Annotated in this window: 10 protein-coding genes; 5 read left to right on the forward strand and 5 right to left on the reverse strand. The window is 69.4% G+C overall.

All coding sequences use genetic code 11. The annotated features are described in order from the left end of the window. Positions 1 to 16: 16 nt before the first annotated feature. Complete coding sequence (locus DI276_RS04775) at positions 17 to 859, reverse strand: ABC transporter ATP-binding protein (protein ID WP_112262034.1); 843 nt, start codon at positions 857 to 859, stop codon at positions 17 to 19. A gap of 92 nt (positions 860 to 951) precedes the next feature. Between DI276_RS04775 and glgX the strand changes: the two genes are divergently transcribed. The 4 genes from glgX to DI276_RS04795 all read left to right on the forward strand — a co-directional run bounded on the left by glgX (position 952) and on the right by DI276_RS04795 (position 5,448). Next, positions 952 to 3,066 carry a glycogen debranching protein GlgX gene (gene glgX / locus DI276_RS04780; protein WP_112262035.1) on the forward strand — a complete coding sequence of 705 codons (2,115 nt, stop codon included), beginning with the start codon at positions 952 to 954 and terminating at the stop codon, positions 3,064 to 3,066. A 200-nt stretch (positions 3,067 to 3,266) separates the two neighbouring features. Then, positions 3,267 to 3,854, forward strand: coding sequence for a cysteine dioxygenase (locus tag DI276_RS04785; protein ID WP_112262036.1), 588 nt, complete (start codon positions 3,267 to 3,269; stop codon positions 3,852 to 3,854). After that, positions 3,851 to 4,240, forward strand: coding sequence for a rhodanese-like domain-containing protein (locus DI276_RS04790; RefSeq protein ID WP_112262037.1), 390 nt, complete (start codon positions 3,851 to 3,853; stop codon positions 4,238 to 4,240). The genes DI276_RS04785 and DI276_RS04790 overlap by 4 nt, the downstream gene beginning before the upstream one ends. 86 nt (positions 4,241 to 4,326) lie before the next feature. Then, a complete protein-coding gene (locus DI276_RS04795) occupies positions 4,327 to 5,448 on the forward strand; it encodes a tetratricopeptide repeat protein (protein ID WP_157984519.1) in 1,122 nt (373 codons plus the stop codon). A gap of 232 nt (positions 5,449 to 5,680) precedes the next feature. On the opposite strand, the gene DI276_RS04800 is transcribed toward DI276_RS04795, so the two are convergent. From DI276_RS04800 to DI276_RS04815, 4 genes are all read right to left on the reverse strand, one after another. Continuing rightward, positions 5,681 to 6,226: a hypothetical protein gene (locus DI276_RS04800; RefSeq protein WP_112262039.1), complete on the reverse strand. Its 546-nt coding sequence runs from the start codon at positions 6,224 to 6,226 to the stop codon at positions 5,681 to 5,683. Between the two features lie 300 nt (positions 6,227 to 6,526). Next, complete coding sequence (glgP, locus tag DI276_RS04805; protein WP_112262040.1) at positions 6,527 to 9,115, reverse strand: alpha-glucan family phosphorylase; 2,589 nt, start codon at positions 9,113 to 9,115, stop codon at positions 6,527 to 6,529. A 114-nt stretch (positions 9,116 to 9,229) separates the two neighbouring features. After that, the gene (locus tag DI276_RS04810; protein ID WP_112262041.1) at positions 9,230 to 10,537 is read right to left on the reverse strand and encodes a serine/threonine-protein kinase; all 1,308 of its coding nucleotides are present in this window, start codon (positions 10,535 to 10,537) and stop codon (positions 9,230 to 9,232) included. A gap of 7 nt (positions 10,538 to 10,544) precedes the next feature. Next, entirely contained in the window at positions 10,545 to 12,095 is a 1,551-nt protein-coding gene (locus tag DI276_RS04815; protein ID WP_232836449.1) for a serine/threonine-protein kinase, read from the reverse strand. A 400-nt stretch (positions 12,096 to 12,495) separates the two neighbouring features. Between DI276_RS04815 and DI276_RS04820 the strand changes: the two genes are divergently transcribed. Continuing rightward, complete coding sequence (locus tag DI276_RS04820; RefSeq protein WP_112262042.1) at positions 12,496 to 14,472, forward strand: alpha-1,4-glucan--maltose-1-phosphate maltosyltransferase; 1,977 nt, start codon at positions 12,496 to 12,498, stop codon at positions 14,470 to 14,472. Positions 14,473 to 14,492 lie beyond the last annotated feature (20 nt).

Raw genomic sequence — 14,492 nt, forward strand, 5'->3', positions numbered from 1 at the left:
ACCCGGCAGTAGCTTCTCAGACCTTTCGGCGAGCGAAGAACCGCTCCCCCGACTTTTGCAGTTCGAGGTCCTGGGCGAACGTCTTTGAGAGGTTTTCCTCAGTGAGGACGTCGTCGAGCAGGCCCTGAGCCACGATCGAGCCCTCCCGCAGCAGCAACGCGTGCGTGAACCCAGGCGGGATCTCCTCGACGTGGTGCGTGACCAGCACCATCGCCGGCGCGTCCGGGTCGAGCGCGAGTTCGGAGAGCTTCGCGACGAGGTCCTCGCGGCCGCCCAGGTCGAGGCCGGCGGCGGGCTCGTCCAGCAGCAGCATCTCGGGGTCGGTCATCAACGCGCGGGCGATCAGCGTGCGCTTGCGCTCGCCCTCGCTCAGCGTGCCGTAGAGGCGGTCGGCGAGGTGCTCGATGCCGAGCGTGCCGAGCAGCTCGCGGGCACGGTCGGTGTCCTGCTTGCCGTACTCCTCGCGCCACCGGCCGAGCACCGCGTAGCCGGCGGAGACGACGAGGTCCACGACCGTCTCGTCGCCGGGGACGCGGCCGTTCAGCGCCGCGGAGCACAGCCCGATCCGGGGCTTGAGCTCCTGGACGTCGGTCTTGCCCAGGCGTTCGCCCAGGAGGTGCACCTTGCCCCTGGTGGGGTGCAGCTCGGCGCTCGCGAGCCTCAGCAGGGTGGTCTTGCCCGCTCCGTTGGGGCCGAGCACGACCCAGCGCTCGTCCAGCTCCACGCTCCAGTCGATGTTGCCGACCAGCGTGTTCTTCCCTCGGCGGACCGACACGCCCGCCATGTGCACGACCAGATCTGTCACGTCGACGTCCGCCACGGGCTCATTCTCCCCAACCCCCTCTTCCGTCCCACCCATCGGGGTACACCCAAGGGGCTGTCGAGCGCGCGCTGGGCCGCCTGGCTGAACTCTCAAGTTTTTTGTCGGTGCCGGATGCCAAGATCGGAGGTATGGCTACGCGACCCGAGTCCGAGGTGCTGGCAGGCCGTCCGTTCCCGCTGGGAGCACACGCCGAGGCGGGCGGTGTGCGGTTCGCCGTGACGTCCCATGTCGCCGACGCGGTCGAGGTCTGTCTCATCGGCGACGACGGCGCGGAGAAGCGGGTCGAGCTGACCGAACGAACGTTCGGTGTCTGGCACGGGCTGGTACCGGGGGTCACGCCGGGCCAGCGGTACGGGTTCCGGGTGCACGGGCCGTACGACACGGGGCGGGGGCTGCGGTGCAACCCGGCCAAGATCCTCGTGGACCCGTACGCGCGGCAGATCACCGGGAAGATCACCGATCTCCAGGCGTCGCTCGGGTACGTGGGCGACCCGATGCACGGGCCGCCGTCCGCGATCGACTCGCTCGGCTCCGTCCCGCTCAGCGTCGTGAACTCGCCGGGTGGCGCGGACACCGGGGTCAGGCCCGAGGTGCCGTTCGAAGAGGCGGTCATCTACGAACTGCACGTCAAGGGGTTCACGAAGCGCCATCCGGACATCCCGGAGAAGCTGCGCGGCACGTACCTCGGGCTGGCGCATCCGGCGGCGATCGAGCACCTCACCCGGCTCGGGGTCACGAGCGTCGAACTGCTGCCGGTCCAGGCCTTTCAGGACGAACCGTCGCTGATCAGCCGCGACTCGAGCAACTACTGGGGCTACTCACCGCTCGGCTACTGCGCGCCGCACGCGGCATACGCGAGCGAGCCGGGCAACGAGATCCAGGAGTTCCGCACGATGGTGGCGGCGCTGCACGCGGCCGGCATCGAGGTGTTGCTCGACGTCGTCTACAACCACACCTGCGAGGGCGGGCCGGACGGGCCGACGATCTGCTTCCGCGGGTTCGACGCGCCCGGCTACTACCTGCACGCGGGCGGTGGCAGCACGGTGGACATCACCGGGTGCGGCAACACGCTCGACGCCGGGTCGCCGCAGGTCGTGCGGCTGGTGACGGACTCGTTGCGGTACTGGGTCGACGAGATGGGCGTGGACGGGTTCCGGTTCGACCTGGCGTCGACGATGGGCCGGCCGGCGGGCGGGTTCTTCGACCGGGACAGCGCGCTGCTCACGGCCATCACGACGGATCCGGTGCTGTGCCGGGCGAAGTTGATCGCCGAGCCGTGGGACGCGACCGGGGACGGGTACCGCGTCGGCGACTTCGGGGTGCAGTGGGCCGAGTGGAACGGGCGGTACCGCGACACGGTCAGGGACTTCTGGCGCGGGCACACGTCGGTGCGCGACCTGGCGTACCGGCTGTCGGGGTCCAGCGACCTCTACGCGGACGACCTGCGCAGGCCGTGGCAGTCGATCAACTTCATCACCGCGCACGACGGGTTCACGTTGCGGGATCTGGTGTCCTACAACGACAAGCACAACGACGAGAACGGCGAGCAGAACCGCGACGGCACCAACGACAACCGGTCGTGGAACTGCGGGGCCGAGGGCGAGACGACGGATCCCGAGGTCCTCACGCTCAGGGCCAGGCAGGCGCGCAACCAGCTCGCCACGCTGTTGTTGTCCACCGGCACGCCGATGATGGTCGCCGGCGACGAGATGTGGCGGACGCAGGGCGGCAACAACAACCCCTACTGCCTCGACAACCGGGTGTCGTGGGTGGACTGGACGGAGACGGACGCGGGCAAGGCGTTGCTCGGGTTCACGCAGAAGGTCATCGACCTGCGGGCCAGTTCGCCGGCACTGCGGCAGCCGGAGTTCTTCGAGGGTCGCACAACGCCCAGCGGCAACCCCGACCTGGTGTGGTTCCGGCCGGACGGGCAGGAGATGGCCGAGACCGACTGGTTCGACGAGGGCCGGCGGACGCTCGGCATGTTCATCGACGGCTCGAACTGCCTCTCGCGCACCCGCGACGGTGAGCTGGTGTCGGACGACTCGTGGCTCTTGCTCATGCACGCCGGAGCGGACGCCATCACGGTGACGCTGCCGCACGAGCGGTACGGGCCCTCGTACGAGCCGTTCCTCGACACGACGACTCCGGACGGCTCCCCTGCCGATCCCGGCGGCCTGCTGCCGGGGTCGAAACTGACGCTGGAACCGCGCTCGCTGCTCCTGCTGCGGATGCCGCGCTGACCAGGTTGTGGACGCTCTAGCCACGCTCCGAGAACGTCTGGCACCATCACGCCCGTGGTCGTCTACTGCTGGACCGACCGCACGATCGACCTCGTGCTCGTGGCGTCGTGCGGGTGTAGCTCGACGCGACGCATGCGCTGAGTCGCTGCGTCGCGTCTTGATCGCTACCCCGCAAGGAGACGCCATCAGGAGCGAGCCCGGTGACTTCGACCTACCCTGTTCAAGATCAATTCGACCTGCACCCGGCGCTGGACAGCCAGTTGCTGCGTGACGTGATCCACCCGTCCCGATCGCTGTGGACGCCGCGCGAGCTGCGCGACCTGACCTCGTTCGTGGCCAGCGAGCTGACCACGGGCCTGCTGTCGATCCTCGAGTACTCGACCGAACGCCGGTGGTGGGCGCGGCTGGGCCTGACCGAGGGCGTCGAGCTGTGGCTGCTGTCGTGGCTGCCCGGTCAGGGCACCGAGCCGCACGACCACGGCGGCTCTGCGGGCTCGTTCACCGTGCTGACCGGCCGGCTGAACGAGGACTACCGCTACCCCGCGGGCCCGATCCGCACCGCGGTCCGCGGCACCGGTGACGCGCTGGGCTTCGGGGCCGGGCGGGCGCATCAGGTGACGAACCCGTTCAACACCCCCGCCGCGACCGTGCACGCCTACTCGCCGCCGCTCGTGCCGACCCGCGAGTACGCCTCGTTGCTCGACATCCCCGAGGAGATCCCGCCGCTGCCCGCGCAGCGCCTTCCCCTGTCCGAACTGCGTCAGCTGGCCGACCAGGAGGGCCCGTGAGCAACGTCGACACCATCCTCGAAGAAGCGCGGTCGCACCTCAAGCGCCTCGAACCGCACGAGCTGCACCGGCGGAAAGACGCGCTGATCGTCGACATCCGGCCGATCCACAACCGGCTGGCCGAGGGCGAGATCGAGAACTCCGTCGTGGTCGAGCGGATCGTGCTGGAGTGGCGGCTGGACCCGGTGGGCGACTGGCGGCTGCCCGGTTTCGACGCCGACACGACGGTCGTCGTGGTGTGCAACGAGGGCTGGGCGTCGTCGCTGGCCGCTCGCGACCTGCAACGGATCGGGCTCGCCAACGCCACCGATCTCGTCGGCGGGTACCGCGGCTGGCGTGCGGCCGGGCTGCCGATCAGGGAGGGCGGCTCGCAGGCCGTGGTCTGAGCCGACGGCGGATCAGCTGCCGACCGGGGAGGCGGCTGGCAGACCCGCACGTGGAACCGGTGCGGCGCCGGTAGCGTCTGCGAACCGTGACAGTTGTGCGCTGGGTCGTGACGGCCCTGGTCGTGGTCGGCACGATCGCGTGGACCCTCTGGGACTTCCACCTCGGTCTGGCCGGGGCGCTGGTCGGCCTGCTGCTCGAACTCACCGCGGTGCAGGCGGGTCTGGCGCTCGGCGCGGTCCTCTTCGGACTCCGGATCACCCACGTGATCATCGGGCTGGGCAGCGAGGTCAAGTCGTGGACCAAGACGCACCAGCGGATCGTGCTGCGCAACATCCCGGTGCTGGCCACGATCGGCATCACCGGGCTGAAGCCGGGCGTGCGCAGGCGGACTGTCCGCACCGGAGCGTTCTCGATGGTCTTCTGCGCGGCGATCGCGGCGGCCACCTGGCTCGCGACGGGGTCGGCGTTCGGCAAGGGCATGGCGCTGGCCGCCACGGCGTGCTTCCTCCTGCAGCTGGCGCCGATCGAGCGGCCGGGTAACACCAGCCTGGGCTGGTTCGTGTTCAAGCTGCCGAAGCTGTCCGGACGGCGGCTCGGCGAGCTGGAGGCGCGGCCGCGGGTGCTGGCGGGGATGGACGCCTACCACCGCGGTGACCTCGACGAGGCCGAGCGGATCTACGACGAGCTGGTGCGGGACCACCCGGACCTGATCACCGTGGTCGGGCTCAAGGTCGTGACCACGTGCGCCCGGCAGAAGTACCTGGACGCACTGCAGACGGTGATCGGGCTGAACGGGCGGCAGGACCTCAACGCGCGCGAGCTCGCGTTCATCATGGCCACCACCGCGGGCATCGCGGTGCTGGCGGTGGAGGCCGGCCAGTTCCCCGCGGAGGTCGGCCTCGAAACCGCGCGCAACATGCTCAACAACGCCTACGAGGCCGGCTACCCCAAGCACCGGGCGAACGGGACGCTGGCGATCATGGCTCTGCTCGAGGGCGACACCGCGAAGGCCAGGCAGCTCGGCGGCTGGGCGGCCGAGTCGAGCGAGAACGCACTGGGACGCGCCGACGACCTGGCCACCATCGCGCGGGCGTGGATGGCGGACGGCAACAACGCGAAGGCCCGCGAGTTCGTGGCCGAAGCGCACGAGCTCGCGGGCTGGAGTCCGCGGGTGGCGGCGACCCGCGCCCGTCTCGAGATCAGCTGACCCGCCACCCGGCGGACATGTCCGCGAGTGCCGAGGCTAACGCCATCAGCCAGGCAAAAACGAATCGGTCGCACCATTGTGTGCAATTCCGAAAAGCGCTTGAACAGCCACCAACGGGTGACCGCGCAGGTCGTCACCGTTATTCCCAATTGTCCGGAATACTGCGGACCGCGAACGGGGAAAGGGCCCGTCACCGAGACCGGTGACGGGCCCTTTCCCACCCCGCGTGAGATCAGCTGTTCTCGACCGGCAGTGGCAAGCCGGGCAGCGCCGGGAGACCACCGGGCGGAGCCGGCAGGCCGCACTTGCTCAGCAGTTCGGTGACGGTCTTCAGCAACGTCGTCAGGATCCCGGTGATCTTTCCGACGTCGGGCAGGCCGCCACCCGCGGCGCCCAGGATCGTGCCGCCGAGGCCCGCGATGGTCGAGATCAGGTTCAGCACGACCGGCAGGCACTGGTCGACCGGGCCGCTGTACTCGACCGCCTTCACCGGCGCCGGCACCGGCAGCCCGCTGGTCGGCAGCGCCGGCAGACACCCGGAACTCTGCAGCGCTGTGACGAGGCCGAGCAGATCACCGATCAACGGTGTCACCGCGCCGACGTTCGGGATGGGCAACAGGCTGCCGACGACTTTCGTGAGCTTCCCGGCGAGGTCCTGCACGATCCCGGCGCAGGCGGCTGGGAGTTCTGGCGCGGCGGGCGTCGCTCTGGCAGCCGGGATGGTGGAGGCGGTGAACAGAGCTGCGACGAGCGAGAGTGCGGTAATCGTTTTCTTCACGGCTACCTTCTTCCTCAATGCGCAATTCGCTGGAGCCGCGCCGGAAATGCCGTCTAGGAATTCTGGTGCGGTTCATTCCATGCGACAGAGCGTATGCCTGCACACGCGCCCCTACCAGCGGAGATCAGGAATTCACCCGCCCGAAAAAGTCATCATTCGATTGAGGGAAGGCGCTGAATCGAGAACGCGCTTGAGCCAGGTCACGAGCAGTGAACAGGAAACAAAGAAGACGAACACATCAGGGCATCCAGCCCGCCGTTTGAACGCGAACTGGATGCCCTGTGTTGATCTAAGGCCTGGTCAGCTGGCCAGAACGACCCTGCCGAGTTCTGCGGACGTCGCCAGCAGGCCGTGCCGCGGCAGCACGCGGACGGTGTAGCCGAGCGCACCCGCGTGCGGCAGCGGCACCTCGGCCTCGTAGTTGCCGTTGCCCGCGTAGTTCATCGGCGCGGTGACGATGTCCTTCAGCTCGTCGGAGTCGTGGGACACCTTGCCGAGCACGACCTGAACGTCCACTTCGGACGGCTCCAGCCCGGCCAGCTCGACCCGTGCCCGCACGATGACCGGCGCGCCCAGCACCGGCACCGACGAGCCGCCGAGCACCAGGTCGCTGTCGAGCACCCGCACCCGCGTCCACGACGCGCGCAGCCGGTGCCGGTACGCGGACAGCTCCTTCGCGCCCCGGTAGCCCTCGCCGACCACGTTCTGCGCGGACGCGGCGGCCGGCGCGTAGTAGGTCTCGACGTACTCGCGGACCATGCGCGAGGCCTGCACGACCGGCCCGAGCGAGGCCAGCGTGTGCCGGACCATCGACATCCAGCGGGTCGGCACGCCGTCCTCGCCGCGGTCGTAGAACAGCGGCGCGACCTGCGAGCCGAGCAGCTCGTACAGGGCGTTGGCCTCGAGGTCGTCCCGGCGGATCGGGTCGTGCACGCCGTCCGCGGTCGGGATGGCCCAGCCGTTCGACCCGTCGTAGAGCTCGTCCCACCAACCGTCGCGAATGGACAGGTTCAGGCCGCCGTTGAGCGCCGCCTTCATGCCGGACGTGCCGCACGCCTCCAGCGGGCGCATCGGGTTGTTCAGCCACACGTCGCAGCCCCAGTACAGGTACCGGGCCATGGACATGTCGTAGTCGGGCAGGAACACGATCCGGTGCCGCACGCCCGCGTCGTCGGCGTAGCGCACGATCTGCTGGATCAGCGCCTTGCCGCCGTCGTCGGCCGGGTGCGACTTGCCCGCGACCACGAGCTGCACGGGCCGTTCGGGGTGCAGCAGCAGCGACCTCAGCCGCTCCGGGTCGCGCAGCATCAGCGTGAGGCGCTTGTACGTGGGCACGCGCCGGGCGAAGCCCACCGTCAGCACGTCCGGGTCGAACACCGAGTCGGTCCAGCCCAGCTCCAGCGCCGACGCGCCGCGCTGCAGCCACGACTCGCGCAAACGCCTGCGGACCTCGTTGACCAATCGGCCGCGCAACGTCGACCGCAGCTCCCACAGCCCGGCGTCGGTGACCGGCTCGAACGCGCCGATGCCGAGCCCGGAGCTCTGGTTGTCCGCTTCGGACCCGCCGAGCAGCTTGCTCATCTCGGTGGCTGCCCACGTGGGCCCGTGCACGCCGTTGGTCACCGACCCGATCGGCACCTCGGTGGCGTCGAAGCCCGGCCAGAGCCCGCGGAACATGTCCCGGCTGACCTCACCGTGCAGTTTGGACACGCCGTTGGCGCGCTGGGCCAGCCGCAGCCCCATGTGGGCCATGTTGAACATGCCGGGGTTGTCCTCGGCGCCGAGCGCGAGGATGCGCTGGGTGTTCACTCCGGGCACCAGGTTCTCGGCCCCGAAGTAGTGCTGGACCAGGTCGACCGGGAACCGGTCGATGCCGGCGGGCACCGGCGTGTGCGTGGTGAACACGGCTCCGGCGCGGGCGGCGGTCAACGCCTGGTCGAAGTCGAGGCCGTCGTTGGTGATGTACTCGCGGATCCGCTCGAGGCCGAGGAAGCCGGCGTGGCCCTCGTTCGTGTGGAAGACCTCGGGCTGCGGGTGCCCGGTGAGCTCGCAGAAGGTGCGAACCGCCCGAACACCACCAATTCCGGCGAGAATCTCCTGGCGGATGCGGTGGTTCTGGTCGCCGCCGTAGAGCCGGTCCGTGACGCCGCGCAGGTCCTCGTCGTTCTGCTCCACGTCGGAGTCGAGCAGCAGCAGCGGCACCCGGCCGACGTGCGCCCGCCAGATCTTCGCGCGCAGCATCCGGTCGCCCGGCATCGCCACGTGGATCAGCAACGGCAGCCCGGACGGCTCGGTGAGCAGCTCCAGCGGCAGCCCGCGCGGGTCGAGCGACGGGTAGTGCTCCTGCTGCCAGCCGTCGAGCGACAGCGACTGCCGGAAGTACCCCGACCGGTAGAGCAGACCGACCGCGATCAGCGGAACGCCCAGGTCGGAGGCCGCCTTGAGGTGGTCGCCGGCGAGGATGCCGAGGCCGCCCGAGTAGTTCGGCAGCGCCTCGTGCACGCCGAACTCCATCGAGAAGTAGGCGACGCTCGTCGGCAACGGGGTGTCGTTCGGGGACCCGTGCTCACGGCGCTGGGCGATCTCGTCCTGGCGCCGCTGGTACCACCGCGGCCCCTCGACGTAACGCTCCAGATCGGACGCGAGCGCGTGCAGTTTCAGCAGGAACTGCTCGTCTCTCGCGAGGGACTCCAGCCGCCCGGCGTCGACGACGGAGAGCAGGCGCAGGGGGTCGCCACCGACCTCGGACCAGACGCGTGAGTCGATCGAGGTGAAGAGTTCCTGCGTGGGCGGGTGCCACGTCCAGCGCAGGTTGGTGGCGAGCGTGCTCAGCGCGGACAGGGGCTCCGGCAGGCTGGCTCGGACGGTGAACCGGCGAAGTGCTCGCATGACGAGCGAACTTACCTGCCACCCCTCGGTACCTGACAACGTTCCCGGTCACACCTGCAACGACTTGCAGAACCGGTCAAGACGAGGATGGCCCGTGAGCAGCCGATACGGGATTCAGCTGCCCGACTCGCGCGCGTTGGCGATGAGCAGCTTGCCGTCCCGGACGACGAGGTCCAGCCGGAAACCCTCGATCGACACGTCCTTCCCCGGGAAGTCGCTCGTGGGGGCACCGTGCTTGCGCAGCGTCAGGTCGAGCTCGACGGCAAACCTCTGGTCGTCCCCCGCAGTGCTGCTGATCCGGGGCTCGCCGTAGATCGCCACCACCTCGTACCGCTGCCAGAACTGGTCGTCCTGCTGCTCGGCGGGCCGGAACTCGGGCGCCCAGTCCTGCCGCGCGCCCGCGGTGTCCTTCGGCAGCTTGGCGAAGTGCTGCTGGATGAAGGCGTCGACGTCCTTGGTGGTCAACGCGGCGGGGGTCGGCGGCGGCTGGCTCGTGCTGGTGCCCGAACCGGCGGCCTGGCCGCGGTCGAGCAGGAAGGACGCGGTCACGCCCGTGGCGACGAGCAACACCAGCACGGCCGCGGCGACCAGTGCCCAGGCCCGGCGCCCAGGGCGTGCCGGGCCGGTGATGGTCGTGAGCTCCTCGGCGACCTGCGCGGCGGACGGGCGGTCCGCCGGCTCGATCGCCAGCAACCTGGTCAGCAGCGGCGTCAGCGGTCCGGAGCTGCTCGGCGGCGTGACCTGCCCGGTCGAGATCTTGTAGAGCAGGCCGAACTCGTTCTCGCTGCGCCCGAACGGCGGCTGTCCCTCCGTCATCGCGTAGAGCGTGGCCCCGAACGAGAACATGTCCGCCGCCGGATCGGGGTCCGCACCGCGAGCCAGCTCCGGCGCGAGGTAGGCGAGGGTGCCCGAGAGCATCCCGGTCTTGGTGACCGCCACGTCGCCGGCCGCGCGGGAGATGCCGAAGTCAGTGATCTTGACGCTGCCGTTGTGTCCGATGAGGACGTTGCCGGGCTTGATGTCCCGGTGGACGATCCCCACCTCGTGCGCCGCGGCGAGCGCGGCGACGACCTGTGCGCCGATCCGCGCGGTCTCCTCGACCGGCAGCGTGCCCCGCTCCTTGAGCACCTCGGACAGGCTGCGGGACGGCAGGTACTCCATCACCAGGCACGGCTTGCCGTCCTCGATCACGACGTCGAAGACCCCGATGGCGTTCGGGTGCTGCAACCGGGCGGCGATCCTGCCCTCCCGCATGGCCCGCTCGCAGGCCTCCTCGACCTGGCTCGGCTTCAGGTCGGGCAGCAGCAGCTGCTTGATCGCGACCTCGCGGTGCAGCAGCTCGTCGCGGGCCTGCCACACGACTCCCATCGCACCGCTGCCGAGGCGCTCGAGCAGGGTGTAGCGGTCGGCCAGGGTGTGCATGGCCCAGTCAGTTCCGCTTCTCGTTGATGATCAGCAGTTTCTCGCCCTTGCCGGAGATCTTGAGCGTGTGCTCCTCGGTGACCGTCTTGTCCGACTCCGTCTCGGTCAGCGCCAGGGCCGACGTCACCTCGAACGTGCCGTCGTCGGACGCCGTGACCAGCGGGGTGCCCTTGATCGCGACCTTCGTGTACTGCCCCCAGTACTCCTTCTCGGAGTTCAGGCTCGGAGCCTCCTGCGGGTCCCAGTCCTCGCGGGCGTCCTCGACGTTCTTCGGCAGCTTCGCGTAGTGCTGCTGCACGAACTGGGTGACCTGGGCCTTGCTGAACTTGCTGGCGGGCGGCGCCGACGTCTTGCTCGGCTGGGTCGTCGTCTGCGTCGGCTTGGTGGTCGTCGGCTTGGCGGTCGCGGACGACGGGGGGTTGCTCTGCGGCTGCGAGGGCGTGTTCGAGGCCGACGTGGTGGGGCCGGCCGCGCTGTTGCTGCCGCGGTTGGCGTCGATGATCGCGTACGCGACACCGGCGACCAGCAGCACCGCGAGGATCGAGGCGGCGATCGCGAGGCCCCGGTTCTTCTTCGGCTCGGGCTCCGGCTCGTACTCGGGCTCTGGCAACGGCGCGGGCGGCCGGCTGCGCGGGCCCTGCGGCGGCATCGAGCGCGGTCCCTGCGTGCCCGGTCCCGAGGACGGCATCACGGCGGTCCCGGACGGCGGCGTCATCGGGCGCGGCGGGATCACGGCGGTGGCCGGCACGACGTTGCCCTCGGAGATGGCCTTCAGCTCCGCCGCCGCCTGGGCCGCGGTCGGCCGCTGCGACGGCTCGTTGGCCAGCATGCGCACGAGCAGCGGCGTGAGCGGGCCGGACCGCATCGGCGGCCGGGTCTCGCCGCGCGCGACCTTGTAGAGCAGGCCGAGGTCGTTCGTGCTCTTGCCGAACGGCGGCTCGCCCTCGGTCATCGCGTAGATCGTCGCGCCGAGCGAGAACACGTCCGACGGCGGCGCGGGGTCGGCACCGCGGGCCAGCTCCGGCGCCAGGTAGGCGGGCGTACCGGCGAGCATGCCGGTCTTCGTCACCGCGACGTCGCCGAGCGCGCGCGAGATGCCGAAGTCGGTGATCTTGACCAGTCCGTCGCGTCCAATGAGGACGTTGCCGGGCTTGATGTCGCGGTGCACGATCCCGGCGCTGTGCGCGGCGGCCAGCGCGGAGGCGGCCAGCGACCCGATCCTGGCGGCTTCCAGCGGCGGCATCGGCCCGCGCTCGTCCAGGATCGACGACAGGTTCTTGGACGGCAGGTACTCCATGACCAGACATGGCTTGCCGTGGTCGAGCACGACGTCGTACACGGCGATCGCGTTCGGGTGCTGCAGACGCGCGGCGATCCGCCCTTCCCGCATCGCGCGCTGCACGGCTTCGTGCGCCTCGTTGGGCTGCACGTCGTTCAGCAACATCTGCTTGACCGCGACGTCTCGGTGCAGGAGCTCGTCGCGTGCGCGCCACACGACGCCCATGGCCCCAGCGCCGAGCTGGTCGAGCAGGACGTACCGGTCGCCAAGCTTGTTCACGCGCGGGAGGCTACCTGTAGCCCCTTCGTAACGATGTGAGTTAGCTGGGAACGGTCCAATGGTGTGGACGTGAAGTGGTCATGTGATGCCGACTGGCCCCAGTGTGCCGACCACAAGCTTCACCGGTTTCCCGACGCTCAGGAGGGCACCTCGCGGCACCGACCCCGCGCCCCCATATGCCCGATATGAGGGCGCGGGGCGGCACCGCGATGCACCCGCCTGAACGCCGGGAAAGTCGGCAAAGGTTAGTGGTCGACACACTGGACACGCACAGTGCTCAAGGTGTGCGATCGACAACAGTGGGGTACGGATCTAGATGGGGTAACCCGCTGACAGGACGCTTGATCGAGCAAGGCAGGATTACGAGTACGCGGAGCGACACGGCGGAAAGGCGCTGCCGATGAGTGGACGGCTCGGTATCGACGACGTATCCCCGGTGGTGTCGGCTGGCAGGTATCCAGCCAAAGCCGTTGTGGGAGAACACATTCCGGTTCAGGCCACGGTGTGGCGCGAGGGTCACGACAAACTCGCGGCGACAGTGACGTGGCGCGGACCGAACGACCGAGTCGCCCGCCAGACGAGAATGCACGAGGTCGGCATCGGCCTCGATCGCTGGGGAGCCACCGTCGTGCCCGACCACGAGGGTGCGTGGACGTTCCGGATCGATGCGTGGAGTGACCCCTGGGGCACCTGGAACCACGCCGTTGAGGTGAAGATCGCGGCGGGACAGGGTGCCGGCGATCTCGCAAACGATCTGGAACTCGGCGCACTGCTACTCGATCGAGTGGCACGCCGCCCCGATCGAAGGCAAGAGCGAGCACTGCTCACGTATGCGGCAGAAGCACTTCGCGACGTGGACCGCCCGCTGGGCGAACGCGTCTCGCCCGCCATGGCCGACGACGTTCAGCGGATCATGTTCGAGCACCCGGTGCGCGAGCTGGTCACCAAGGGCAAGACGCACAAGATCTGGTGCGACCGCAAGAAGGCCGCGTTCGGTTCCTGGTACGAGTTCTTCCCGCGCAGCACCGGCGGGATCGACGAGACCGGCCAGGCGGTGCACGGCACGTTCGCCACGGCGACCAAGGAGCTCGACCGGGTCGCGGCGATGGGCTTCGACGTCGTGTACTTCCCGCCGATCCACCCGATCGGGCGAGTGAACCGGAAGGGCCCCAACAACACGCTCGTCGCCGGCCCGGAGGACACCGGTTCCCCGTGGGCGATCGGCGCGGACGAGGGCGGGCACGACGCGATCCACCCGCAGCTCGGCACGCTCGAGGACTTCGACGCGCTCGTCGAACGGGCGCGCGAGCTCGGCATGGAAGTGGCGCTCGACTTCGCGCTGCAGTGCGCGCCGGACCACCCGTGGGTCCTCAAGCACCCGGAGTGGTTCACCACCCGGCCGGACGGGACGATCGCGTACGCGGAGAACCCGCCCAAGAAGTACCAGGACATCTACCCGATCAACTTCGACCTCGACCCGCAGGGCCTCTACCACGAGGTGCTCCGGGTGATGCTGCACTGGTGCGAGCACGGGGTGCGGATCTTCCGGGTCGACAACCCGCACACCAAGCCACCGGACTTCTGGCAGTGGCTCATCTGGAAGGTCAAGGAGGTCTACCCGGACACGCTGTTCCTGTCCGAGGCCTTCACCCGTCCCGCCAGGCTCTACGGCCTGGCCAAGCTCGGCTTCACCCAGTCCTACACGTACTTCACCTGGCGGACGGGCAAGCAGGAGCTGATCGAGTTCGGCGAGGACCTGCGCGACCACTGGGACGAGGCGCGGCCGAACCTCTTCGTGAACACGCCGGACATCCTGCACGAGTCGCTGCAGCACGGCGGTCCCGGCATGTTCGGGCTCCGGGCGGCCCTCGCGGCCACGCTCGCGCCGTCGTGGGGCGTGTACAGCGGCTACGAGCTCTTCGAGCACGAGGCCGTGAAGCCCGGCAGCGAGGAGTACCTCAACTCCGAGAAGTACCAGCTGCGGCCGCGGGACTACGCCCGTGCACTGGCGGACGGGCGCTCGCTCGAACCGTGGCTGCGCAAGCTGAACCACATCCGCAAGGCGCACCCCGCGCTCCAGCAGATGCGCACGCTGAAGTTCCAGCACATCGACAACGACGCGTTGCTCGCGTTCTCCAAGCGCGACCCGGAAACCGGTGACACGGTCGTCGTGGTGGTCAGCCTCGACCCGCACGGCGGGCAGGAGGGGACGCTCTACCTCGACCTGCCTGACCTCGGGTTCGACTGGCACGAGCGGGTGATCGCACACGACGAGGTCACCGGCGAGACCTGGGACTGGGGACAAGCCAACTACGTCCGCCTCGAGCCGTGGCGTGCCACCGCGCACGTCGTGAGCCTGCAGCGCCGCTTCAGCTGATCCATGAACGGCTCTTTTGT

The organism is Lentzea terrae, assembly GCF_003265345.1.
In the GTDB taxonomy this organism is placed as follows: Bacteria; Actinomycetota; Actinomycetes; order Mycobacteriales; family Pseudonocardiaceae; genus Lentzea; species Lentzea terrae.

Coding starts and splice junctions, on each gene's coding strand:
- DI276_RS04810 (WP_112262041.1), bottom strand. CDS start 10,537: ATGCACACCCTGGCCGACCGCTACACCCTGCTCGAGCGCCTCGGCAGC.
- glgP (WP_112262040.1), bottom strand. CDS start 9,115: ATGCGAGCACTTCGCCGGTTCACCGTCCGAGCCAGCCTGCCGGAGCCC.
- DI276_RS04775 (WP_112262034.1), bottom strand. CDS start 859: ATGGGTGGGACGGAAGAGGGGGTTGGGGAGAATGAGCCCGTGGCGGAC.
- glgX (WP_112262035.1), top strand. CDS start 952: ATGGCTACGCGACCCGAGTCCGAGGTGCTGGCAGGCCGTCCGTTCCCG.
- DI276_RS04820 (WP_112262042.1), top strand. CDS start 12,496: ATGAGTGGACGGCTCGGTATCGACGACGTATCCCCGGTGGTGTCGGCT.